Origin of the sequence: Archangium lansingense (assembly GCF_026626635.1) — a bacterium.
In the GTDB taxonomy this organism is placed as follows: domain Bacteria; phylum Myxococcota; class Myxococcia; order Myxococcales; family Myxococcaceae; genus Archangium; species Archangium lansingense.
The window spans coordinates 6,763,660-6,785,661 of sequence record NZ_JAPNKA010000001.1; the positions used below are offsets into that span (position 1 = coordinate 6,763,660).

19 protein-coding genes are annotated in these 22,002 nt (G+C 67.4%); 5 read left to right on the top strand and 14 right to left on the bottom strand.

The annotated features are described in order from the left end of the window. The first annotated feature begins 37 nt into the window (after positions 1-37). A complete protein-coding gene (locus tag OV287_RS27420) occupies positions 38-493 on the top strand; it encodes a Crp/Fnr family transcriptional regulator (RefSeq protein WP_267537000.1) in 456 nt (151 codons plus the stop codon). A gap of 310 nt (positions 494-803) precedes the next feature. Further along, the gene (locus OV287_RS27425) at positions 804-1,565 is read left to right on the top strand and encodes a DedA family protein (protein WP_267537001.1); all 762 of its coding nucleotides are present in this window, start codon (positions 804-806) and stop codon (positions 1,563-1,565) included. A 68-nt stretch (positions 1,566-1,633) separates the two neighbouring features. Here OV287_RS27425 and OV287_RS27430 read toward each other — a convergent pair whose 3' ends face one another. Further along, positions 1,634-4,222, bottom strand: a complete 2,589-nt coding sequence (locus OV287_RS27430) for a TIGR02266 family protein (protein WP_267537002.1) — start codon at positions 4,220-4,222, stop codon at positions 1,634-1,636. Between the two features lie 142 nt (positions 4,223-4,364). On the opposite strand from OV287_RS27430, the gene guaB reads away from it, so the two are divergent. Continuing rightward, the gene (gene guaB, locus OV287_RS27435) at positions 4,365-5,822 is read left to right on the top strand and encodes an IMP dehydrogenase (RefSeq protein WP_267537003.1); all 1,458 of its coding nucleotides are present in this window, start codon (positions 4,365-4,367) and stop codon (positions 5,820-5,822) included. 53 nt (positions 5,823-5,875) lie between these two features. Here guaB and OV287_RS27440 read toward each other — a convergent pair whose 3' ends face one another. Further along, on the bottom strand, positions 5,876-6,490 hold the full coding sequence (locus tag OV287_RS27440) for a hypothetical protein (RefSeq protein ID WP_267537004.1): 615 nt from the start codon (positions 6,488-6,490) through the stop codon (positions 5,876-5,878). 96 nt (positions 6,491-6,586) lie between these two features. On the opposite strand from OV287_RS27440, the gene guaA reads away from it, so the two are divergent. Next, positions 6,587-8,140 carry a glutamine-hydrolyzing GMP synthase gene (gene guaA / locus OV287_RS27445; protein WP_308809746.1) on the top strand — a complete coding sequence of 518 codons (1,554 nt, stop codon included), beginning with the start codon at positions 6,587-6,589 and terminating at the stop codon, positions 8,138-8,140. Between the two features lie 93 nt (positions 8,141-8,233). On the opposite strand, the gene OV287_RS27450 is transcribed toward guaA, so the two are convergent. Continuing rightward, on the bottom strand, positions 8,234-10,318 hold the full coding sequence (locus tag OV287_RS27450) for a S46 family peptidase (RefSeq protein WP_267537006.1): 2,085 nt from the start codon (positions 10,316-10,318) through the stop codon (positions 8,234-8,236). 440 nt (positions 10,319-10,758) lie between these two features. On the opposite strand from OV287_RS27450, the gene OV287_RS27455 reads away from it, so the two are divergent. After that, the gene (locus OV287_RS27455) at positions 10,759-11,310 is read left to right on the top strand and encodes a hypothetical protein (RefSeq protein ID WP_267537007.1); all 552 of its coding nucleotides are present in this window, start codon (positions 10,759-10,761) and stop codon (positions 11,308-11,310) included. A gap of 3 nt (positions 11,311-11,313) precedes the next feature. Here OV287_RS27455 and OV287_RS27460 read toward each other — a convergent pair whose 3' ends face one another. The 11 genes from OV287_RS27460 to OV287_RS27510 all read right to left on the bottom strand — a co-directional run bounded on the left by OV287_RS27460 (position 11,314) and on the right by OV287_RS27510 (position 21,978). Further along, on the bottom strand, positions 11,314-12,432 hold the full coding sequence (locus OV287_RS27460; RefSeq protein WP_267537008.1) for a serine/threonine protein kinase: 1,119 nt from the start codon (positions 12,430-12,432) through the stop codon (positions 11,314-11,316). A gap of 140 nt (positions 12,433-12,572) precedes the next feature. Next, positions 12,573-13,457 carry a ribonuclease H-like domain-containing protein gene (locus OV287_RS27465; protein WP_267537009.1) on the bottom strand — a complete coding sequence of 295 codons (885 nt, stop codon included), beginning with the start codon at positions 13,455-13,457 and terminating at the stop codon, positions 12,573-12,575. Beyond that, positions 13,457-13,888 carry a (deoxy)nucleoside triphosphate pyrophosphohydrolase gene (locus OV287_RS27470; RefSeq protein ID WP_267537010.1) on the bottom strand — a complete coding sequence of 144 codons (432 nt, stop codon included), beginning with the start codon at positions 13,886-13,888 and terminating at the stop codon, positions 13,457-13,459. Before OV287_RS27470 ends, OV287_RS27465 begins: the two co-directional genes overlap by 1 nt. Next, positions 13,885-14,997, bottom strand: coding sequence for an outer membrane protein assembly factor BamB family protein (locus OV287_RS27475; RefSeq protein WP_267537011.1), 1,113 nt, complete (start codon positions 14,995-14,997; stop codon positions 13,885-13,887). The genes OV287_RS27470 and OV287_RS27475 overlap by 4 nt, the downstream gene beginning before the upstream one ends. A 55-nt stretch (positions 14,998-15,052) precedes the next feature. Further along, complete coding sequence (locus tag OV287_RS27480) at positions 15,053-15,859, bottom strand: tetratricopeptide repeat protein (RefSeq protein ID WP_267537012.1); 807 nt, start codon at positions 15,857-15,859, stop codon at positions 15,053-15,055. Positions 15,860-15,939: 80 nt separating this feature from the next. Continuing rightward, complete coding sequence (der, locus tag OV287_RS27485) at positions 15,940-17,400, bottom strand: ribosome biogenesis GTPase Der (RefSeq protein ID WP_267537013.1); 1,461 nt, start codon at positions 17,398-17,400, stop codon at positions 15,940-15,942. Between the two features lie 11 nt (positions 17,401-17,411). Continuing rightward, positions 17,412-18,356: a GTPase Era gene (era, locus tag OV287_RS27490; RefSeq protein WP_267537014.1), complete on the bottom strand. Its 945-nt coding sequence runs from the start codon at positions 18,354-18,356 to the stop codon at positions 17,412-17,414. Between the two features lie 145 nt (positions 18,357-18,501). Then, positions 18,502-19,062 carry a peptidylprolyl isomerase gene (locus tag OV287_RS27495; protein ID WP_267537015.1) on the bottom strand — a complete coding sequence of 187 codons (561 nt, stop codon included), beginning with the start codon at positions 19,060-19,062 and terminating at the stop codon, positions 18,502-18,504. A gap of 77 nt (positions 19,063-19,139) precedes the next feature. Next, positions 19,140-19,964 (bottom strand): ribonuclease III, encoded by an 825-nt coding sequence (gene rnc / locus OV287_RS27500; RefSeq protein ID WP_267537016.1) that lies wholly within the window; start codon positions 19,962-19,964, stop codon positions 19,140-19,142. A gap of 5 nt (positions 19,965-19,969) precedes the next feature. After that, positions 19,970-20,833 carry a hypothetical protein gene (locus OV287_RS27505; protein WP_267537017.1) on the bottom strand — a complete coding sequence of 288 codons (864 nt, stop codon included), beginning with the start codon at positions 20,831-20,833 and terminating at the stop codon, positions 19,970-19,972. Beyond that, complete coding sequence (locus tag OV287_RS27510; protein ID WP_267537018.1) at positions 20,833-21,978, bottom strand: acyl-CoA dehydrogenase family protein; 1,146 nt, start codon at positions 21,976-21,978, stop codon at positions 20,833-20,835. The genes OV287_RS27505 and OV287_RS27510 overlap by 1 nt, the downstream gene beginning before the upstream one ends. Between the last annotated feature and the right edge of the window lie 24 nt (positions 21,979-22,002).

The following is a 22,002-nucleotide window of genomic DNA, read 5'->3' on the forward strand; positions in this document are numbered from 1 at the left end:
GTGACGCCCGCCAGCGTGCGTGTTAGGACCACCTTGCATGGAGGTTGCAGCAGCACTCAAGGCTTCGCCGCTCTTCAAGGATTTCACCGACGTCGGCATCCAGATCTTCGCCGCCATCGGGGTCGCACGGGCTTTTCCCAAGGGATCTGCCCTGTTCTTGGAGAACCGTCCTGGCGAGTCCCTCTTCATCGTCGGGGACGGCACGGTCCGGCTGAGTGCGAAGAACACCACGGGCGAGGAAGTGACGCTCGGGGATGTGGTGGCCGGAGAGCCTCTGGGTGAACTGACCCTCATCCAGAAGGGCGATCGGCTGTGCACCGCCGTTGCCATGACGGATGTGACCGCGGTGGAGATCCGTCACGCGGACTTCCAGAAGCTCACCATCCAGAAGCCCCAGGCCTGCATGAAGCTGCTGATGGGGATCGTCAGCCACTTCGGTCAGAAGGTCCGCGACAACAAGGACGCCATGAAGTCGCTTGTGGGAAAGACTTGAGCAGCATCCCACCTTGCGCGCCGTGCTACCTTCCTCGCGGATGATGCGAGGGACGTCCGAAATACCTACACGCCCACACCTGCGGACAGGGGAACGACCCTCTGTCGAGGCCTGTTGAGGAGGGGACGGGCGCACGAACGGACGCCCAGGCGGTCGCACTCCGAGCAGCGGACGCGCCTGGTGATTATGAGTCGGCCAATGGGGGCTCGGAGTTTTGACGACGCGTGCCCGGTTGATGCGGGGACGCTGGAGACCTGGGCGCGGATGACGATGCCTGCCTGGTCTCCCCGGACGTGACAGAGAGACGAGCGTGCAAGAATTTCTCACCAACGTGCTGGGCAGTACCCAAGGCTTCTTCGCCTATGCCGCCGTCTTCGGCATCCTGGTGGCGTGCGGGCTCGGCGTGCCACTGCCCGAGGACATTTCGCTCATCCTGGGTGGCTTCCTCGCCCACAAGGGCGCGGCCAACCTGTCGGTGATGATGCTGGTCGGCTTCCTGGGCATCCTCGTCGGCGACAGCCTCATCTTCTACGCCGGCCGCCGGCTGGGCTCGCAGGTGGGTCGTTCTCCCACCGGTTTCTTCGGCAAGTTCATCACGCCTGAGAAGCGCGCCCGAGTGGAGGGGCTATTCGCCCTGCACGGGCAGAAGATCGTGATGATTGCTCGTTTCATGCCTGGGGTGCGCGCGGTGACGTACTTCAGCGCCGGTTCCGCGGGCATGTCCTACTGGCGCTTCCTCTTCTGGGACGGCCTGGCGGCGCTGCTGTCCGCGCCCTTCTTCGTGTGGCTGGGCTTCCACTTCGGCGACAAGCTGGACTACGCCATCGACCGGATGAAGGAGGGGCAGTTGGTGGTGTTCGGTGCCCTCGCGGTGGTGGGGCTCGGGGTGTTCCTGTGGCGGAAGCGGATCGCGGCCCTGCGCGGGGCGGCGATGAACGCGGCGGTGAAGGCCTCGCCGGTGCCCGCGCATCTGCTGACGGGTGCGGCCGCCGAGGTCCAGCCGGCCGCGGCCCCGGTGTTCGAGATGGCGGAGAAGCCCTCTGGCACGGAGCGCCTGCCCATCCGCGACTGAGTCTCAAAACATCGCTTCCCCAGTGAGCCGGAAGGGAAGGGCCCGCGCATCGGGTCCCCCTCTCCGGTTCACGCGCGTCCGAGGATCCGCCTCAACCAGCCCACGAGGCCGCCCGGGGCCACGTCTCGAGCGGTTGCGGCAATGGCGATGGGCAATGCCACGGGCGGAGCCGCGGTGGGCTTCTGCACCGGGCCTCCGACGACAGGCATGCCCGGCAACGACTGCCTCCGCGCCATGGGAGGAGGCTCGGGCTGATGCGGGTGGTTGGGCCCCAGCTTCGCATTCACGTCTTCGGGGGAGTCGCGGGTGGTGAAGAGGCTCATCACCTCGACGCCGCTGATCGGCTCGCGGGCGGTGACGGTGAGGATGCACTCATTGTTCACCGCGAAGGTGACGGACACCTTCACCGAGCCGCGGGGCCCTCGGGGCAGCCCGGAGATCTTCAACGTCCCCAGGTACTCGTTCTCCACGGCTCGCTCCGAGTCTCCCTGGAGGATGATGAGCTCCAGCTCCTGCTGATCATCGCGGCTGGTGGAGATCTGGTAGCCCTTGGTGGCGGGCAGTGGGGCATTGCGCTCGAGCACGGGCTTGAAGCGGCCGCCGGGCAGACCCACGCCGATGGCCATGGGTAGCACGTCGACGAGCTGCACGCCCTCGTTCTGAGCCAGGCTGTGGGCCAGCAGGGCCGCGCCGAGCGCCACGGCCTCGTCCGGGTGCACGTTCTTGGTGGGGGCCTTGCCGAAGAACCAGGAGATCTTCTCGTGGACGAGGGGCGAGCGGCTCTGGCCTCCCACGAGGATGACCTCGTCGATGTCCTTGGCGCTGAGCCCCTTGACGTCGAGCACGTCGGCGCAGACCTGGAGGGTGCGGTTGACGAGCTCCTCGGTGAGCTCGACGAGCTTCTCGCGGGTGAGGGAGACGTCGAGGTCCACGGGCTTGCCGTCGACCATGGTGAGGAAGGCCACGTGGACGCGGACCTGCGAGCGCTCGGAGAGAGAGCACTTGGCGCGCTCGGCGGCGTCTTGGATCCGCTGCATGGCCACCCGGTCCAACTGGATGGAGAGGCCGGTCTGATGATGGAACTGCGCCATCAGGTGCTCGACGATGGCAGTGTCGAAGTCGATGCCGCCCAGGAAGGTATCTCCGCCGGTGGAGACGACCTCGTAGAGGGTGTCTTTGAGCTCGAGCACGGAGGCGTCGAAGGTACCGCCGCCCAGGTCATAGACGAGCACGCGCTGGGTGAGCTTGCGGCCGAAGCCGTAGGCGAGCGCAGCGGCGGTGGGCTCGTTGAGGATGCGCTCCACGTGGAGCCCGGCGAGTCGTCCGGCCTCGCGCACGGCCTGGCGCTGGTTGTCGTTGTAGTAGGCGGGGACGGTGACGACAGCGCGAGAGACGGCCTGACCGAGCTGGTTCTGGGCCACCTCCTTCACCTCGCGGAGGATGAGGGCGGAGATCTGTTGCAGGCTGTAGATGCGATCCCCGAGCCGCACCGCCGCTTCCCCGTTGTCACCGGGGGCGATCTCGTAGGCGAAGCGGTCCTTGATCTGCTGGACGATGGGGGAGTCGTAGGGGCGGCCGACAAGGCGCTTGGCGCCGTAGACCGTCTGCCGGGGGTTGGTGAGCATCTGCCCCTTGGCGGGGTGGCCCACCACGAGCCTGCCGCGGGTGTTGAGGGCGAGGATGGAGGGCACGGTATTGTGCCCCTCACGGCTGGGAAGGACGGCTGGCTTGTTCTGGCGGACGTAGGCGGCGCAGGAGTTGGTCGTCCCCAGGTCGATGCCGATGACGGGCCCGATCCGTTTGGGCTCCTCGGTGGGGGCCTCGAAGGCGGGGGCGTTGGGGACCATCGGCGTGGCCGACGGGGCGAGTGTCTGGGTGGGATCGGGAGGCGGCGCGGGACGGCTCGAAGCCACCGCGGGAGCCTGAGCTGCCACCGGAACGACTGGGACCTCCACGGCGGGAGGGAGCGCGGGAGGTGGCGCAGAGGGCACGGCTCCGGGATGAGGCGTGTGCGCGGGCCGCTCGGCGGCAGGAAGAGCCCCGGGATGGGGTGTATGCGCGGGCCGCTCAGTGACGGGGAGGGCTCCAGGGTGAGGCGTATGCGCGGGCCGTTCGGCGGTAGGGAGGGCTCCGGGATGAGGCGTGTGCGCGGGCGGCGGAGTGAACGCGGCGATGGTCCCGGGCCATGGGGTATGGGCGGGGACCAGGAGCTCCTGCCCGGGAGCGGGGGTGAGCGCGGGGGCGACCGCTGGCTCATCCGTCAGCGCCGGAGGCTGCTGCCCTCCTGCGGGGACCGAGTAATCGGCCGGTCCAACTCCTGCTGGGAGTGGGGGAAGGGATGACTGGGCGTGCGGCAGGGGAGCGATGGCGGAGTCGAGGAGCTGCTTGGTCGCGGGGTCCACGGTGAGGAAGCGGAACCCCATGCCGGAGACGCCCTGACCGCTCTGGCCGGTGACGAAGTGGATGACGGCCGTGGCGTAGATGATGCGGGAGCCATCAGCCAGCTTGAGATCCAGGGTGACCGTGGAACCAGGAGGCTTCACCGTCTTCGCGCGCAGATAGATGCCGCCGCGGGTGACGTTGGCTCCGTACTTCGCCACGAACTCCTCGGCGGTCGCGAAGGGCAGCTTGACGACCAACCCGATGGCTTCTCCCATGGTGCGCGAATCCTAACATCAATCGCCTGCATGCCGGGGAGACGGGCCCTGAAAAGGCGGTTTTGATCGTTGCGCCCCTGGCCTTCACCCCTTATGGAAGCGGCTTCACCGCGGGCATGACCCGCTGCTCCCGGGAGCCCCCATGCTGACCTCCGACGTCCGGCTCGCGCTGACCTTCGATGACGTGCTTCTCCAGCCAGCCGAGAGCTCCATCCTTCCAAAGGATGCCAACCTCTCGACCCGGCTGACGCGCAACCTGCGGCTCAACATCCCGCTGCTGTCCGCGGCGATGGACACCGTGACCGAGGCCCGTACCGCCATCGCCATGGCGCAGGAGGGCGGCATCGGTGTCATTCACAAGAACATGACCCCCGAGCAGCAGGCGCTCGAGGTCATGAAGGTGAAGAAGTTCGAGAGCGGGATGGTGGTGGATCCCATCACCGTCGAGCCGCAGGTGCCGCTGGCTCGCGCCATCGAGCTGATGCGCCAGTACAACATCTCCGGCATTCCCGTGGTGCAGGGCCGCAAGCTGGTGGGCATCGTCACCAGCCGCGACGTGCGCTTCGTCACGGACCTGGGGCAGAAGGTGGAGTCGGTGATGACGCGCAAGCTCGTCACCGGCCGCGAGGGCATCAGCCAGACGGATGCCCAGCAGCTCCTGCACGAGCACCGCATCGAGAAGCTGCTGATCGTGGATGAGCAGTTCGAGCTCCGGGGCCTCATCACCATCAAGGACATGGAGAAGCGGCGGACTCGGCCGAACGCGGCCAAGGACGCCATGGGCCGGCTGCTGTGCGCCGCTGCGGTGGGGGCCTCGGCGGATCGCGAGGCCCGGGTCGACGCGCTGGTGAAGGCCGGCGTGGATGTGATCGTCATCGACACGGCGCATGGCCACTCCAAGGGCGTCATCGACGCCGTGCGCGACACGCGGAAGAACTTCCGCGGCTTCGAGCTGATCGCTGGCAACGTGGCCACGGCCGCTGCCACCCGGGCGCTCATCGAGGCGGGTGTGGACGCGGTGAAGGTGGGCATTGGCCCCGGCTCCATCTGCACCACGCGCGTGGTGGCCGGCGTGGGAGTGCCCCAGCTCACCGCCATCGACGACTGCGCGCGCGAGGCGGACAAGCACGGCGTGCCCGTCATCGCCGATGGCGGCATCAAGTACTCCGGCGACATCGTCAAGGCGCTGGCCGCCGGGGCGAGCACGGTGATGATTGGCTCGCTCTTCGCGGGCACCGAGGAGGCGCCGGGCGAGGTCATCCTGTACCAGGGCCGCAGCTACAAGAGCTACCGGGGCATGGGCTCGATGGGGGCGATGAAGCAGGGCGCCAAGGACCGCTACTTCCAGTCGGACGTGGAGGCGGTGAAGCTGGTGCCTGAGGGGATTGAGGGGCGCGTGCCGTACAAGGGCAGCCTGGGCATGAACATCCACCAGATGTTGGGTGGGCTGCGCAGCGGCATGGGCTACGTGGGCTGCGGCACCATCGAGGAGCTGCGCACCAAGGCGGAGTTCGTGCGGATCACCTCGGCCGGGCTCAAGGAGAGCCACGTGCACGACGTGATCATCACCGAGGAAGCGCCCAACTACCGGGTGGAGTAGGGCGCTCGAGTCGGCCGGAGGGGGCCCCCGTGAAAGGGCCCCGAGCCAGCCAGCTACTTGCCGCGCTTGCGGCCGCCGGCGTTGGCGGGCTCCTCCTCGGCCTTGGCCGCGGGAGCCACCTTCTTCTCGGCGTTGACCACCTTCGCCAGGAGCTGCTCCTTGTCGTCCGAGTTGAGCGTCTCGATGGCCTGGCGCAGGGTGTTGAAGTCCAGCCGGGCCACCGTGACGGTGTTGCCGCCCTTGACCTCCTGCACGGTGGGCAGCTCCACCAGCTCGCGCACGTAGGTCTCGAACTCCACCTTCACGTCCGCGGTCTGCTGGATGCAGTTCTCCCGGGCGGCGACCAGCTTCTGGCTGCCCTCGGTGTAGTTGAGGTCCGGGTTGCGGTTCATCGCCTCCTCGAAGGTGGCGTTGCGCTTCATCAACGAGGTGTAGAGGTCGATGTAGCCCATCACCCGGTCGGTCTCCGGCCGGTTGACGTTGCGGGCCTGGTTGAGGGCATCGCCGGTGTCGTCGCAGTGGACCTTGCTCAGCGCCTCGGCATCCGGGGTGTCACTGGCTGAGGAGCGGGACGGAGACTCGCGATCCAGTCGCTCCTCCGAGGAGATCTCCTTCAAGCAACCGGTGGCGGACAGCAACAGGACGGTTGCAACGGCGGGCAGGCGCATCCAGGACCTCTTCGAGCGGGACTTAATGGTTGATTTCCGAAAGTTTGTAGCGATAAGGGCCGCATCCGTCAACGCGCGCCCCCCATGGAGAGTGTGGTGGATATTCACGCTGAGAAGATTCTGATCCTCGATTTCGGGAGCCAGTACACGCAGTTGATCGCCCGCCGGGTGCGAGAGCTCGGTGTGTACTGTGAGATCCACCGCCCGGATCTCCCGGCAGAGGACATCCGCCGGTTCGCCCCGCGCGGCATCATCCTCTCTGGAGGACCGGCCTCGGTGGAGGCGGAGGGCTCGCCGAGGTGCGATCCCTTCGTCTTCAGCTCGGGACTGCCGGTGCTGGGCATCTGCTACGGCCTGCAACTGATCGCCAAGCTGCTGGGAGGCCGGGTCGATCGCACCGCCCACCGCGAGTACGGCTCCGCCGAGGTGGAGGTACTAGCGGCCCGAGGGCCCCTGGCGGGATTCAAGCTGGGCGACCGGGTGAAGGTGTTGATGAGCCACGGGGACCGGGTGGACACGCTGCCCCCGGACTTCGAGGCCATCGGCCGTAGCGGCAACTCGCCCTTCGCGGCGGCGGCGCACAAGAGCAAGCCCCTCTACGGCCTGCAGTTCCACCCCGAGGTGGTGCACACCCCGATGGGCAAGGAGATACTGCGCGCCTTCCTGTTCACCGACTGCAAGGTGAGCGGGAGCTGGACGATGAAGGGCTTCATCCAGGAGGCGGAGGAAGCCATCCGCCGCCAGGTGGGCGAGCACGGCCGGGTCATCTGCGGGCTATCGGGTGGCGTGGACAGCTCGGTGGCGGCGCTGCTGCTGCACCGGGCCCTGGGTCCTCGGCTGCAGTGCATCTTCGTGGACAACGGCCTGCTGCGGCAGGGTGAGCGCGAGCAGGTGGAAGCGCTCTTCGTGGACCGCTTCCACGTGCCGCTCAAGACGGTGGACGCGCGGGCGCGCTTCCTGACGGAGCTGGCCGGCGTGACGGACCCGGAGAAGAAGCGGAAGATCATCGGCCGCGAGTTCATCACGGTGTTCGAGGCGGCCGCGCGTGACGTGCAGGGCGCCGAGTTCCTGGCGCAGGGCACGCTGTACCCGGACGTGATCGAGTCCGTGTCGTACAAGGGCCCGTCCGTCACCATCAAGAGCCACCACAACGTGGGCGGGCTGCCGGAGAAGATGAACCTCAAGCTGGTGGAGCCGCTGCGCGAGCTCTTCAAGGACGAGGTCCGCGCGCTGGGCCGTGAGCTGGGGCTCCCGGATGAGATGGTGTCGCGGCAGCCGTTCCCGGGTCCGGGCCTGGCCATCCGGGTGCTGGGGGAGATCACCGAGGAGCGGCTGGAGCTGGTGCGCCGCGCGGATGCGATCGTCCAGCAGGAGATCCGGGACGCGGGGCTGTACAAGGAGCTGTGGCAGGCGTTCGCGGTGCTGCTGCCAGTGCAGAGCGTGGGCGTGATGGGGGACGAGCGCACCTACGAGTCCACCTGCGTGCTGCGCGCGGTGACGAGCGTGGACGGAATGACGGCGGACTGGGCGCGGCTGCCGTACCCGGTGCTGGAGCGCATCTCCACGCGCATCACCAACGAGGTGCGCGGCATCAACCGCGTCGTCTACGACGTCTCCTCCAAGCCGCCCGCCACCATCGAGTGGGAGTAGCCGCAGGGGCAGGGTGAGCGGAGAAAAAACAAAGGGGCTGCCCGGATGCACTCGGGCAGCCCCTTGATATTTCAGCGAGAGAGCCTCTGGGGACTACAGGCCCGGGCTGGCCTTCACGGTGGGCGTGGTGCCGGGGCGCAGCTCCTCGAGGACGCGGTCGGCCTTGTAGACCGTCTTGAGCGCCTCGATGAGGGCCTCACTGTGGACGGCGACGGTGCGGTTGACGCTCTCGTCGAAGCCGTAGTCACCGCCGAGCGACTGGATGTTGCCATCGAACACCAGGCCGATGATCTCCGCGTCCTTGTTGATGACGGGCGAGCCCGAGTTGCCGCCGATGATGTCGTTGGTGGTGACGAAGTTCATCGGGGTGGCGTTCGGCAGCTGCTTCTGCGCAGCGAGCCAGCTCTTGGGCAGGGCGAACGGCTCCTCACCGGTGTGGCGGTCGAAGGTGTTGCCCATGACGGTGATGGGGTTCACCTGCTTGCCGTCCTCGGTGTAGCCCTTCACGGAGCCGAAGGACAGGCGCAGCGTGCCCGTGGCGTCCGGGTAGATGCCAGTGCCATAGACCTCGAACTTCGCCTGGGCGATCAGCTCGCTGTTCTTGCGGATGACGGCGTCGATCTGCTCCTCGTGCGTCTTGCGGATGGCGCGGGCGTCCGGGTCCACCAGGGTGGCCAGCTGGATCATCGGATCCTTGGAGGCCTCGACGGCCTGCTTGCCGCCCTTGTAGAGCTGCTCGCGAACCTTGAGGTCGGCCAGCTTCGAGCCCTTGATGACGCGGGTGGCCAGCGACGCGGGCGACTCCTTGCCGAGCAGCTTCTTGACGAACGGGTGATCCGCGCCCAACTCCTCGCGGACCTTCGTGAGCGCGAACGTCATCTGGGCGATCTCCAGCTCGGGGTAGATGGGCGCCTTGCTCATCAGCTGGGTCTCGAGCGTCCGCAGGCCGGCCTCGTTGAACCCGCGCATGCGCTCGGTGTCCGGCTTGGTGCGCTCCTCGGCGGCGCGCACCAGCGTGCGAGCCATGCCGAAGAGGTGCGAGCCGAGGCCGCCCTCGATGTTCTCGTAGTCCTTGCGGATGTTGCGGTAGGTGTCCTGGGCGCGGGCGATCTCGTCCCAGGCAGCGCCGTACTTCGCCTTCATCTTCGGATCCGCGTTGACCTTGGCGCGCAGCTCCTGCTCGGCGGCGACCTTCTGGGCGAAGAAGGCCCTGTCAACCAGCTGCTCGTGCTTGCCCTTGATGGACTTGATGGCGTTCTCCACGCCGAAGAGCATGTTGCTGGAGACGCGCTTCTGCTCGACGCCGCGGTTCTGGAACTCGGTGACCATGCCGCGCATCTCCGAGAGCTTGAAGAGCTGCTTGGGCAGGCCCGTGTCACGCAGGTACTCGAGCTGCGCCACCGTCAGGCCGCGCGAGGTCCTTCCGGGGTGGCCGGAGACGAAGGTGAGATCGCCTTCCTTGGCGCCCTTGTCGGACCACTTGAAGTACTTGGGGGTCTTCGCGGGCTTGCCGTCCTTGGCATAGGCGCGCACGAAGGTGACGTCCAGGTCGTACCGGGGGAACTCGAAGTTGTCCGGGTCGCCGCCGAAGAAGGCGATGGCGTGCTCGGGGGCGAACACCAGCCGCACGTCCTGGAAGCGCTGGTAGCGGTAGAGGTTGTACTTGCCGCCCTGGTAGAGCGTCACCACGTCACAGCGGACATCCGCGGCGCCGTCGGTGCAGGCCTTCTCCAGCTTGGACATCTCGGCCTTGAGGGTGTCGGCGTACGCCTTGCCGGTGAGGCCCTGGGTGGCGGCGTTGAGCTTGTCCGTGACGTCGGTGATCTCAACGAGCTGGCTGACCTCGAGGGCCGGACACTGGATCTCCTCGGCCTGGGTCCTGGCGTAGAAGCCGTTGGCGATGAAGTCCTTCTTGGCGGTGGACAGCTGCTGGATGCAGCCACGGGCACAGTGGTGGTTCGTCATCACCAGGCCGTCCGGGGAGACGAAGCTCGACGAGCAGCCGCCACCGAACTTGGCCGAGGCCAGACGGACATTGTTGAGCCACTCCTGGGAGGGCTCGAAGCCGTACTTCTCTTTGACCTTGGCGGCGGGGAAGTTGTTGTAGGTCCACATGCCCTCATCAGCGAGCGCGGGGGCGGCGCCGATGAGAGATGCCACGATGAGCAGACGCTTCATGGAGTTGAAGTTCCTTTCCGGGAGCCGGAAGAGATGCGGCGGGGTTTGTCGTGGGAACAGCCGGTCCCGGTCAAGCGGGGAGAAAATTCCCGGCCCCTGAACTCATGAGCGGGACTTTGATTTCCGATGGCGGGGGCGCGGCGATTGACGCGGCTCGTCGCGATCGGACCGGGACCTGGGGAGGGGGGAGAAACATGCCGACCATGGCCACCGACGCTGGGCTGGAGACCCCCTGGGATGCCCACGGGCTTAGTTTACATAACGCATCTTATCAGACCCCATGTCAGAGGGAAACGGGGTGGAGTTCGGCCGTCCTCGGGCCCGTTCCCCAGCCTCCCGGGAATGCCACTCCGGACCTTGGAAACGGCGTTTCCCAGCACCCGGAGCCTGGCTTTCGCACTTCTCGTCCTCGGTGTTGGGACATAGGGTCTGCGCGCCCTATGCGCTTCCTCCGTTTGAGCTTCGCTGTCTGCGCGACCGCACTCGCCGTGGCCGGATGCCCCAAGCCCTCCGCCCCTACCGATGACGCGGGCGTCACCGCCGCCGGAGAATCCGAGACGGCCGCAGCCGACGCGGGTCCTGGCCCCGCGTCATTCACGCTTCAGTACGCGCTCCCGGATGCTGGCCTGGAGGTCATTCCCGTCGTGGGCGAAGAAGAAGGCAGACCGCTCATCGATTCCACATCGACGCTCGAGCTGCGCAGCACACTGGTGCTCCGCAACTACCGCATTCGCCTGTTCGACGAGGCCGAGCGCGCCATGGCCTCGGACGACTCCGCCGAGGAATCCCCCAACGGGCTGCTGTACCGGATCTCCCTGCCCACGCCCCTCAAGACCGGCCACAAATACACGCTGGTCATCGACGCGCAGACCGGCACGTCGATGACGGATTCCCAGGGCCGCGAGGTCCCCGACATGCGGATTCCCTTCCAGGTCTCTGGTGAAAAGGAAAAGCCGCCGCCGCCCGCGAAGAAGAAACAACGTCGGCGCTGATTCTCAGTGCTCGTTCCGCCTCGGAGCCGCCTCTGGGAAAACATCCGGCTCCAGGATGTCCGCGGACTCGCGCAGGAGCTCCGCCTCCTTCACGGCCACGAGCACCTCCCGCGCTGCCTCCGGCCGCCCGTACGAGTGCCCCTGCACCACGAGGAACTCCCGGAGCGCATCCCGCAGTTCCAGGCCGGACTGGTAGCGCTCGGACGGATCCCGCCGCAGCGTCCGGTGCACCACAGCCCGCAGCGACTCAGAGACCCCCTGAGTGGCCCGCTCCACGTCCTCCGGTCCGAACCGCTGGATGCGTGCCGCCATCTGCGTGATGGGCACCCAGCTGGGCTCCTCGCAATGCGCCTCGGCCAGCGCGGCGGACACAGGCCCGGACGTCTGCGCTGCCTGCTCCACGTCCTCCAGATCGAACAGGTGCCTGCCCGTGAGCAGCTCCAGCATCACCAGGCCCAGCGAGAACAGATCCGAGCGGTGGTCCACCTTCTCCAGGCGCATGCGCTCGGGAGACGCATAGGCAATGTCCCCGCGCAACACGTTGGCCGTGGTGGCCTCGCGCCCGGGCAGCAACGAGTACGCTACGCCGAAGTCCACCAGCTTCACCTCGCCGCTGCTGCCCACCCGGATGTTCTCCGGGTTCACGTCCCGGTGAATGATTCCCAGGGGCTGTCCATGCTCATCCGTCCGCGTATGCGCATGGTGAAGCGCGTCCGCGACCTCGGACACCACGTGGCAGACGAAAGCCTCGGACATGGAGCGCTGTCGCATGGCCGTGACGCTCAACACCGTTTCCAGGGAGTGGCCCTCCACGTACTCCATCACCACATACGGCAGGCCTCCATGCAGCACCAGTTGGAACACCTTGGCGATGCCCGGATGATCCAGCCGGTACGCCAGTTGGACCTCTTCCGTCAGCCGCTGCTTCTGCTTCTCACTGACCGGCTGGGACAGCCGCTTGATGATCACGGAGCCCGCGGGCCCCTTCGCGTAGCGGCGCCGGGCGAGCATCAGCTCACCATTGCTGCGCCGTCCCAGTTTGCGGACGAGCTCATAACGGGTCCCATCCACGGAGAAAAGCAGCCGGGGGTGGTTCGAGGACTCGGGCCTGTCGATGGACACTCGGGCTCTCCTTTGCGACGCCAACGCCGCGCCAGTGAAATACCGGAGGTAGGGTCTAAACGCCAAACCTCCAGCGTCATCCACCCTACCAGACCGGACTGACACGGTTGCCCGACTTTTCCCCTCGGGTCCGCGAGGCGTCAGTCCTGGTGCAGCTCTCGGTCCTGGGCCCGCACGCGCTCGAGCACCCTCAGGTCGCGCTCAGTGGGTCCCAGCTCCATGATGAGCCGGCTCACGTCGTAGAGGACTTCACCCCGCTCGAACACCGGCACGCGCGGTTCGGCCTCCAGGTTCAGGTCGTCCAGGGCCCGGTTGTACGCCTTGTCCATCAGGGACCGGAGCTGGAATGAGTCATAGAGGTTGTACTCCACCAGGAAGCGCAGGGCCTCCACGTCCCCGCGCGCCAGGTACGCGCGCCACAGCAGCACCGCGTCCCACCCGTTCACGCCCTTCATGTGCGGCGGCCGTCCCAGCCCCAGCTTGTCCTCGATCTCCTTCAGCCCGCCGCCCATCCCCAGCCGCCGGCACACGAAGCGCAAATCAATGTGCGCGTCCGGCGTCGGGAAGCGCTTGCCGAAATAGTCGCGCAGCACCGGCACGTCGAAGCACGAGCCGTTGAAGGTCACCCACAACCGCCGCTCCGCCATGGCCTCCGGCAGCTCGTCCATGTTGCGGCCCTGGATGAAGACGCGCAGCCCCGCATCATCGAACAGGGCCACCACCGTGGGTGCTTGCTCCTGCTTTCCGTCCGTCTCGATGTCGAAGTAGACGGCATCGTGTGCGAACTCGGGGTACAGCCGCCAGTGCTCCCGAGGTGGCACCATGGCGGCCAGGCCTTTCAGATCGCGCCGCTCCAAGGCCTCGCGAGCCAGCGCCAGCCGCCGGCGGGCCGCCTCGTCCAGCTTCTGGCCGAGCACCGTCCCGTTGCCCGGGAAGTCGTCCCAGGTCTGAATGCCTCGGGCCCACAGGTCCTTCTCCTTCCAGGGACCCACGCCCGGAATGAGCTGGAAGGTGCGGCGCAGCATCAGCCCAGCGGACCCAACCTGCCCGCCACCAGGTCCTCCAGGGGCGGAATGTCCGCCTCGCAGAACGGCAGCGCCAGCATCTCCGCCGGCGTCAGGTACGCCAGGGCGTTGGCCCCCAGCGTCTTCGGCTCCCCCGACTCCAGCCGGGCCACGTACAGCGCCAGCTCCACTGTCAGGTCCGAATACTCGTGTCTCCCCGCCCATAGCCGCCTCCCCACTTGGAGCCGCACATCCAGCTCCTCCCGGCACTCCCGAGCCAGCGCTTCCGGCTCGGACTCTCCGGGCTCCACCTTGCCGCCCGGAAACTCCCACAGGAGCCCCCGGCTCCCGCCCGGCAGCCGTTGCTGTACCAGGAACCGCGAGTCGTCCCCAGGCTGGGGAATCAGGGCGGCCACCACTCGGACCGCCCTCTTCGCGGCCCCCTGCGTCAACCGCTCCTCCCGTCCAACCGGAGGGCGTACAGGTAGCCGTTGTTGGACAGCACGTACACCTTGCCGCCCACCACCCGCGGTGGAGCCGAGATTCCCTCTCCCGGGTTCCACGCCAGGCGCGACTGGCCCGTGCGCGGGTCCACGAAGAGCAACGAGCGCTGTGCAGGTACCAGGAGCATCCCCTTGACCAACACCGGCTCCAACCCGGCCCGTTCCTGGAGGGTTTGCGACCAGAGGAGCTTCCCGTTGTCGCCCAGGTAGGCATCCAGGCGATCGTCACCCGTGGCCACCACCACCTGGCCGTGCACCATCAGCGAGGTGATGCCCTGTGCCACCGAGTTCCACACCACGTCGCCCGTTTCGGCGTCGAGCGCGTAGAGGCCACCCGCGTACGAGGCGGCGTATACATGGCCCGACTCGTCCAGCACCGGCGTGGTGTCCACGTCTACGAACTGGGTGACACTGCTCGGCGCCAGCGACTTCTCCCATCGCACGCCGCCGTCCGCCAGGTCCAGTGACACCAGGGTGCCATCGGAGAAGCCCACCCAGGCCGTCTGTCCACGCACCGCCGGCGCGGAGGCCCGGTGGATGGTGAAGCCCGCGGGCGGATCTCTCCGGTACAGCCACGCCAGCTCACCCGTGGCCCGCTTCACCGCGAACAGGGTGTCGCTCTGCGAGGCCACCAGCACCAGGTCGCCCGCGAGCACCGGCGCCGTCGCCAGCGCCTCGCCCGCGGCGTACTTCCACTTGAGCTCGCCTGTCTTCGCGTACAGGGCGTGCAGCACGCCGTCCGTGCCGGGCACGTAGACGATGCCGTCGTCCGCCGTCGCGCCCGCATAGAAGCGGTTGCCCACCGCGTAACTCCAGACCTCATGGCCCTCGAGGTCGAAGCTCCGGACGTAGCCGTCCCGGGTGAGCGTGAGGACGCGCTCGTTCCGGGCGTCATACGTCGGCTGCGCGTGCTCCCGCGGTGCGTACTCGAGCAGCGTGGGGCTGACGAGCCGCTTCCACCAGTCCACCGAGAAGAAGTGGCGTGGAGGCTGCACCGGGGTGGTGTCCGGGCTGCCGAACACCGGGACCGTGGTGCATGCACCGAGCAGACCCGCCATCGCGAGCCCACCCACCCAACGCTTCCACCGGCTCGCGGCGCGCATAGTCAGGCGGTCACCCCGCGTCCGGCGTCTGGGTGGCCGCAGGCTGCGTCTTCGGCTCGGGCACCTTCACGCCCTGCGCCGCCAGCACCGCCAGCCGCTCGGTGGCCAGCCGCCCCGCGGCCGCGTTTGCCTGCGTGGCCTTCAGGTCCGCCAGCAGCTGCGCCGCCTCGTCCTTCTTGCCCTGCGCCACGAGGATGCGCGCCTGGTGGTACTGCCCCATGCCCTGCATGAACTCACCGGCGTTCACCTGCTCCATCTGCTTGAAGGACTCGAGCGCCTGGTCCAGCTGCCCCTTGGCCTCGTGGGCATAACCCTGGCCCTCGTACGCCGAGGTCAGCAGCGGATCATTCTTCGGGGCCCCCTTGGTGTACTCGCCGAAGGCGGCCAGCGCCCCGTCGTAGTTGCCCAGCCGGTACTCGGCCTTGCCTAGCGGCAGCGCCGCCGTCACCGCGGAGTCCGTGCCCTTGTGCGCCGCACGGAACTCGGTGAGCGACTTGACGGTGGTCTCATCCCGCTCCTTCTCGGACTTGAAGGGCGGCAGCTCCCCATCCGCCGGCTGCAGCGGCACGCCCTCCACCACCGGACGCTCCAGCGTCTCCAGCGTCTGGCCGAGCTGCTTGGCCGCGGCCTCCCCGCTCCGGTTGGAGAAGTACTGCACCAGCGCGGCGATCAGCCCGCCCACGACCAGTACGACAGCCACGGTGCTGATGATCTGGCCGCGCTTCTGCAGCCAGTCACTCGCCTCGGCGCCGTACAGCTGGAAGGCATCGGGAGCACTGAGCTCCTGCTTCGTCATCTTGTCGGACTTCTGGGCCACGATGGTTCGCACCTCTGTACAGAGTCGAAGGGCGCGCAATTTACGGAGCGCGCACCAGCAGTGTCAACGCGGACAAGTCCTCAATGCTTCGACTTGCCGGCCAGCTTCGGCCGTTTGCGTGCCGCGCGCTTGGCCTGTCCCGGGCGATCCCGGAACAGCAGCCGGATGGGCACCCGGAGATCAAAGGTGCCGCGCAGCTGATTGGTGATGTACCGCTTGTACATGTCCGGCACCCCGTCCGGCCGGTTGCACGTGATGGCGAAGGTAGGAGGCGCCGTCCCCACCTGGGCCATGTAGTACAACCTCAGCGGCCCGCGTCCCACGATGGGCGCCGGGTGGTTGTCCGCCATGTGCTCCAACAGACGGTTGAGCTGTGGCGTGGGAGCCCGGTAGCGGAACTGCACCGCCAGCTCCACCGCCAGCTCCAGCACCTTCTCCACCTTCGAGCCCGTCAGCGCCGAGGTGAACACGATGGGCGCATAATGCACGAACTTCAGCGCGTGCTTGAGATCCTCGCGGAAGAGCTCCTGCTTGCGCTTGTCCGTGCTGATCAGATCCCACTTGTTCACCACGATGACCAGCGCGCGGCCCTTCTCCTCGGCGATGCCGGCCAGCTTCGCGTCCTGATCCACCGCCGGCTCCGTGGCGTCCATCAACAGCACCGCCACGTCGCTGCGCTCCATCGACTTCAGCGCCGCCACCACCGAGAACTTCTCCACCCGGTGGGCAATCGTCTTCTTGCGCCGAATGCCGGCGGTGTCCGTGAGGATGACCTTGTGGTCCTTGTACGTCAGCTCCGAGTCGATCGGATCCCGCGTGGTGCCCGGCACCTCGCTGGCCACCACCCGCTTCTCCTTCAGCAGCGCGTTGACCAGGGTGCTCTTGCCCACGTTGGGCCGGCCGATGATGGCCACCCGGATGGGGCGCTCCTCCTCCTCGGCGGGCGCCTCCTCAGCGCCTTCCTCCCCACCCTCCCCCGCCTCCGCGGCTTCCTCGGCCTTGGCGGCCTGCTCGCGGGCCTCGAGCTCCTCCGGAGACAGAGGGGGCAGCTTGCCCATCACCGTCTCCATCATCGAGCCCACACCCAGGCCGTGCTCGGCCGAGATGGGGAACACCTCACCCAGTCCCATCTTGAAGAACTCGCCAGCGAGGGCCTGCAGGGTGCCCGACTCGCTGTCCAGCTTGTTGGCGGCCACCACCACCGGCTTGCCGCTCTGGCGCAGGTAGTGGGCCACGTCCTGGTCCGCCGAGGTCAGACCGACCCGGGCGTCCGTCACGAAGATGATGGCATCACACTCCTCCACCGCCAGCTGCGCCTGCTCGCGCACCTGCTGCAGCAGGGAGTCCTTCTCCCCGGGCACAAAACCGCCCGTGTCGATGATGGTGATGTCCCGGCCCTCGTACTCCACGTCCCAGTAATGCCGGTCGCGGGTGACTCCGGGGATGTCCTCCACCAAGGCGATGCGGCGCCGGGCGAGGCGGTTGAAAAGCGTGGACTTGCCCACGTTCGGGCGACCCACGATGGCGACCAGAGGCTTCATTTTCGTACTTCCTACTCGTAACCCAGCTTCTTGAGGCCCTCGGGACGCTCGCTCCAGCGAGGCTCCACCCGGACCCGTAGCGAGAGGTACACGTGCGCCCCCAGCAACCGCTGGATGGCCTTGCGCGCGTCCGTCCCGATCGTCTTCAGCATCTGCCCCTGTTTCCCGATGATGATGGCCTTCTGGCTGTCGCGCTCCACGTAGATGGAGGCGGCAATCCGGATGAGGCCCGCCAGCTTGCCTGGGGGCGTTCCAGGTGGTGGCTCGCGCTCGGACTCGTCGAAGAAGTCCACCAGCACCGCCGTGGAGTACGGAATCTCCTGCCGGCAATGCCGCAGCACCTGCTCGCGGATGTACTCGGCCACCAGGGTCTTCTCCGCCTGGTCCGTCAGCACGTCCTCGGGAAAGAGTGGATCGCCCTCGGGCATGTGCTGGAGCACCGCCTTGAAGAGTTGCTCCACGCCGTCGTCATCCTTCGCGGAGATGGGCACCACCTCGGCGAAGGGGAACTCGTTGCGGTACAGCTCAATCAGCGGCAGCAGCACCGGCTTGGGCACGGTGTCGATCTTGTTGATGATCAGGAAGGTGGGCTTGCCCGCCTTCTGCAGCCGCTCGAGGATGAACCGGTTGCCCGGGCCCACCTCGGGTTTCTCCCCGCCCGTCGGCTCGACGACGAACAGGACCAGGTCCACGTCGTCTACCGCCTGCAGGGCTATGTCCACCATGTAGCGGTTGAGTTCCCCCTTGGCCTGGTGGATGCCGGGGGTGTCGAGGAAGGCCACCTGCCCCTCCGGACGCGTCACCACGCCCAGAATCCGGTTCCGGGTGGTCTGCGGCTTGGGGGAGACGATGGCGAGCTTCTCGCCTGTCAGTTGATTGAGCAGCGTGCTCTTGCCCACGTTCGGACGGCCAATGAGCGCGGCGAACCCGCTGCGGTGTGTCTGCTGAGGAGCCATCTAAAGCTTCGAAGGTCGAAGGTGATCAGGGAGCCCCCCTCTGGAGGGCGCTCCCCAAGAACTACTCGGAACGACAGAAAACATCTGGCCTGCTGTAAACTGAACCAGCCAGGCAGGCAACCGCCTCCAGGGCGGCTCGGGATGCCTAGGCCGGTGCGCTGGTGGAGATGGTCAGCTTGGTGATGACCACGTCCTTCTTCGGCCGATCGTTCGGGCCCTTGGCGATGTCGTTGGCGACGCGATCGGCCACTTCCTGGCCCTTCAAGACCTCGCCGAAGATGGTGTGCTTGTTGTTCAGCCACGTCGTCGGCGCCACCGTGATGAAGAACTGGCTGCCACCGGTGTTCGGACGGCTCGTGTTGGCCATGGCCAGCTTGCCCTTCTTGGCGAAGTCATAGCCGTTATTGAACTCATCCTTGATGTTGTACCCCGGCCCGCCCACTCCCTGGCCGAGCGGATCTCCACCCTGGACCATGAAGTTGGAGATGCAGCGGTGGAAGATCGTCCCGTCGTAGTAGGGCTTGCCCGTCATCTTCTCGCGCGTCCCCGGGTGCACCCACTCCTTCTCGCCCGTGGCCAGTCCCACGAAGTTCTGCACCGTCTCCGGCGCGGCCTTCGAGAAGAGCTTCACGACAATCTGCCCCTCGGTGGTGTCGAAGGTGGCGTAGAGATCATTGCCCGCACGCGCCTCGTCCAGCATTCCCATGGCTGCCTCCCAGATTGAATCCCACTAGCGGATGGGCGCGGGACCTTATGCTCCACCCCCCAGGCGGCCAAGCAGTTTCAAGCCGGGGTGTCGTCCTTCGGACCCGGAACGGCCACCGGCGCCTGCTCGGCTGCCCCTGGAACCCCGGGATTCGCCGTCCCCGGCGACGCCGTGGCCACCTGTCCCGGCTTCTCCCCCCGGTTCAACAGCGCCAGGGCGCCGTGGGCCGCCGTCTGCTCGGCGTCCTTCTTGCTGCGGCCGGTGGCGCGCGCGTACACCTCCGTGCCCAGCACCACCTCCACCTCGAAGATCTTCTCGTGGTCGGGGCCTACCTCGGAGACGATCTGGTAGCGGGGCGTCAGCTTGAGCCGCTCCTGCGCCGCCTCCTGCAGCTTCGTCTTGTAGTCCTGCCGGCTGAGGGCCTGCGCCACCCCGTCCAGGGCCTCCGCGAAGTGCCGGTCCACCAGCCCCATCACCGGCTCCAGCCCCGAGCCCAGGTACACGGCCGCGAACACCGCCTCCAGCGCGTTGGCCAGCAACGAACTCTTCTCCCGGCCGCCGCTCAGCTCCTCGCCCCGCCCCAGTTGCAGCAGCTCGCCCAGCCCCAGCTGCCGGGCAATGCGCGAGAGGCCCTCCTCGTTGACGATACGGGCGCGCAGCGGCGTGAGCTCCCCCTCCTTCATCTGGGGGAAGCGCTCCATCAGCCGGTGACCCACCGCCAGGTTGAGCACCGCGTCCCCGAGGAACTCCAGCCGCTCGTTGTCCTGGAAGCCCTCGCCCCGGTGCTCGTTGATCCAGCTCTTGTGCGTCAGCGCGGTGAGCCCCAGCTCGGCACGGGCAAACACCGTCCCCAGCCGTTCCTCCAGGGCCTTCACTCGCTCGGCGGGTTGCAAGGTCGCCAAAACCCTTACTCCTGTGGAGCGTCCGCGCCGACCAGCTTCACGGCCTCGGCGGGGACCTTCAGCAGATCCGCCACCAGCGGGACGACCCCGGGGAAATCATCCAATTCGAAACGTTCCGCCCACACCTTGCCCTGTGCCCCCGCCAGCAGACCCCGGAAGGTCCGGCCGGCCACTCGCGCCGCTGCGAAACGGTAGGGTCTCCCCTCCACTTCGAGCAGCACCAGCAGCTCCAGCCCACTCCGCGGGGGGACGAGCGCTCCCTCCCCGAAAGCCCTGAGGACCTCCGAGAAGCGCACCGGCTCCTCCCCTGCCTGCTGTGCCGGAGCCGCTTGCCCCGGCTGCTCGCCAAACAGGGCGGCCAGGTAACCCACCAGCGCGCCGCGCTCGCGAAACTCGGACAGCTCGAAGGGGTGGCCCTGGGGAACGGTCAGGTGCTGCCCGTCCCGCATCGCGCTCGACACCTGGAAGTGGCCCTGGCGATCCGCCACCAGCGTCAGCGCCAGGCCGTGCTCGACCACGTGCGTGGACAGCCCCAGCGACACCGGATCCACCTGAGGGCTCAACCCCAACGCCCGCAGCTCCGCCGATCGCCGCTGCACCTGGAACAGGTGCTCATTGAAGGCGTCCGTCAGCTCCGCCTCCACCTCTCGGCGCGCCTGCACCGCGCCCAGCGGGATGGGACGCAGTCCCACCACCTCTGGCGGCGACACGGGCACCAGTCGATCCCCCTGAACCTGGAAGCCCACCCGCTCCACCTTCCGGGCTCCTACCGGGTTCTCCAGGGGCTCGCTCAGGACGAGGGTCGCCTCCAGGCCGTCCCCCTCGCCCCGTACCTCCAGTCCGAGCTGTTGCAGCCGGGCCTTGTCCATCACGCCTTCTTGAAGACCTCGCGGGCGATGATCGTGCGCTGAATCTCACTCGTTCCCTCGCCGATCTCACACAGCTTGGCGTCGCGCAGGTAGCGCTCGACAGGGAACTCGCGGGTGTAGCCGTAGCCACCGTGGATCTGCACCGCCTTGTTGCAGGCCCGCGTGGCCACCTCCGAGGCGAACAGCTTGGCCATGGAGGCCTCCTGGCTGTACGGCTGGCCCGCGTCGGCCAGGTACGCCGCGCGGTGCACCAGCAGCCGTGCCGCGTCCGTCTCCGTCTTCATGTCCGCGAACATCCAGCGCAGACCCTGGAACTCGGCAATGGGCTGACCAAAGGCCGTGCGCTCCCGGGCGTAATGCACCGCCTCCTCCAGCGCCCCGCGGGCCAAGCCCACCGCCAGCGCGCCGATGGTGATGCGGCCCTTGTCGAGGATCTTCATCGTGTCGATGAAGCCGTGGTCCACCTCGCCCAGCCTCATCGAGTCCGGCACTTCCACGTTCTCCAGCACCAGCTCCGCCGTGTCCGAGGAGCGCATGCCCAGCTTGCCGTGGATGGAGCGCTGGCTGAAGCCCGGCATCCCCTTCTCGAGGATGAAGGCGGTGACGCCCTTCTGCTTCTTGGCCGGCGAGGTGACGGCCAGCACCACGAACACGCTGCCCACCGTGCCCTGGGTGATGAACATCTTGGCGCCGTTGAGCACCCACTTGTCGCCCTTGCAGACGGCCGTGGTCTTCATTCCCGCGGAGTCCGAGCCGCTGCCGGGCTCCGTCAGGCCCCAGGCGCCGAGGTACTCGCCGGTGGCGAGCTTGGGCAGGTACTTGCGCCGCTGCTCGTCATTGCCGAACACGCGCAGGTGGCTGGTGCCCAACCCGTTGTGAGAGGCCACGGTGAGGGCCAGCGAGCCGTCGTAGCGGGCGATCTCCTCGACCGCCACCGCTACCGCGAGCGAGTCCATGGCGGCGCCGCCGTACTCCTCGGCCACCAGCATGCCCAGCACGCCCAGCTCACCCAGCTCCTTCACCACCTCCATCGGGAACTTCTCGTCCCGGTCCCACTCGCGCGCGTAGGGCTTGACCTTGCGCTCGCAGAAGTCACGCAGGGAGGACTGGAGGGCTCGATGGCTTTCGGGAAGTTCGAAGTCCATGTCGGGATGTATAGCAGAGGGTGG

What these genes read in the sequence shown, in the direction of transcription:
- OV287_RS27420 (WP_267537000.1), top strand. Translation starts at nt 38, where the DNA reads ATGGAGGTTGCAGCAGCACTCAAGGCTTCGCCGCTCTTCAAGGATTTC.
- OV287_RS27430 (WP_267537002.1), bottom strand. Translation starts at nt 4,222, where the DNA reads ATGGGAGAAGCCATCGGGTTGGTCGTCAAGCTGCCCTTCGCGACCGCC.
- guaB (WP_267537003.1), top strand. Translation starts at nt 4,365, where the DNA reads ATGCTGACCTCCGACGTCCGGCTCGCGCTGACCTTCGATGACGTGCTT.
- OV287_RS27440 (WP_267537004.1), bottom strand. Translation starts at nt 6,490, where the DNA reads ATGCGCCTGCCCGCCGTTGCAACCGTCCTGTTGCTGTCCGCCACCGGT.
- OV287_RS27450 (WP_267537006.1), bottom strand. Translation starts at nt 10,318, where the DNA reads ATGAAGCGTCTGCTCATCGTGGCATCTCTCATCGGCGCCGCCCCCGCG.
- OV287_RS27455 (WP_267537007.1), top strand. Translation starts at nt 10,759, where the DNA reads ATGCGCTTCCTCCGTTTGAGCTTCGCTGTCTGCGCGACCGCACTCGCC.
- OV287_RS27465 (WP_267537009.1), bottom strand. Translation starts at nt 13,457, where the DNA reads ATGCTGCGCCGCACCTTCCAGCTCATTCCGGGCGTGGGTCCCTGGAAG.
- OV287_RS27475 (WP_267537011.1), bottom strand. Translation starts at nt 14,997, where the DNA reads ATGGCGGGTCTGCTCGGTGCATGCACCACGGTCCCGGTGTTCGGCAGC.
- der (WP_267537013.1), bottom strand. Translation starts at nt 17,400, where the DNA reads ATGAAGCCTCTGGTCGCCATCGTGGGTCGCCCGAACGTGGGCAAGTCC.
- era (WP_267537014.1), bottom strand. Translation starts at nt 18,356, where the DNA reads ATGGCTCCTCAGCAGACACACCGCAGCGGGTTCGCCGCGCTCATTGGC.
- OV287_RS27495 (WP_267537015.1), bottom strand. Translation starts at nt 19,062, where the DNA reads ATGGGAATGCTGGACGAGGCGCGTGCGGGCAATGATCTCTACGCCACC.
- OV287_RS27505 (WP_267537017.1), bottom strand. Translation starts at nt 20,833, where the DNA reads ATGGACAAGGCCCGGCTGCAACAGCTCGGACTGGAGGTACGGGGCGAG.
- OV287_RS27510 (WP_267537018.1), bottom strand. Translation starts at nt 21,978, where the DNA reads ATGGACTTCGAACTTCCCGAAAGCCATCGAGCCCTCCAGTCCTCCCTG.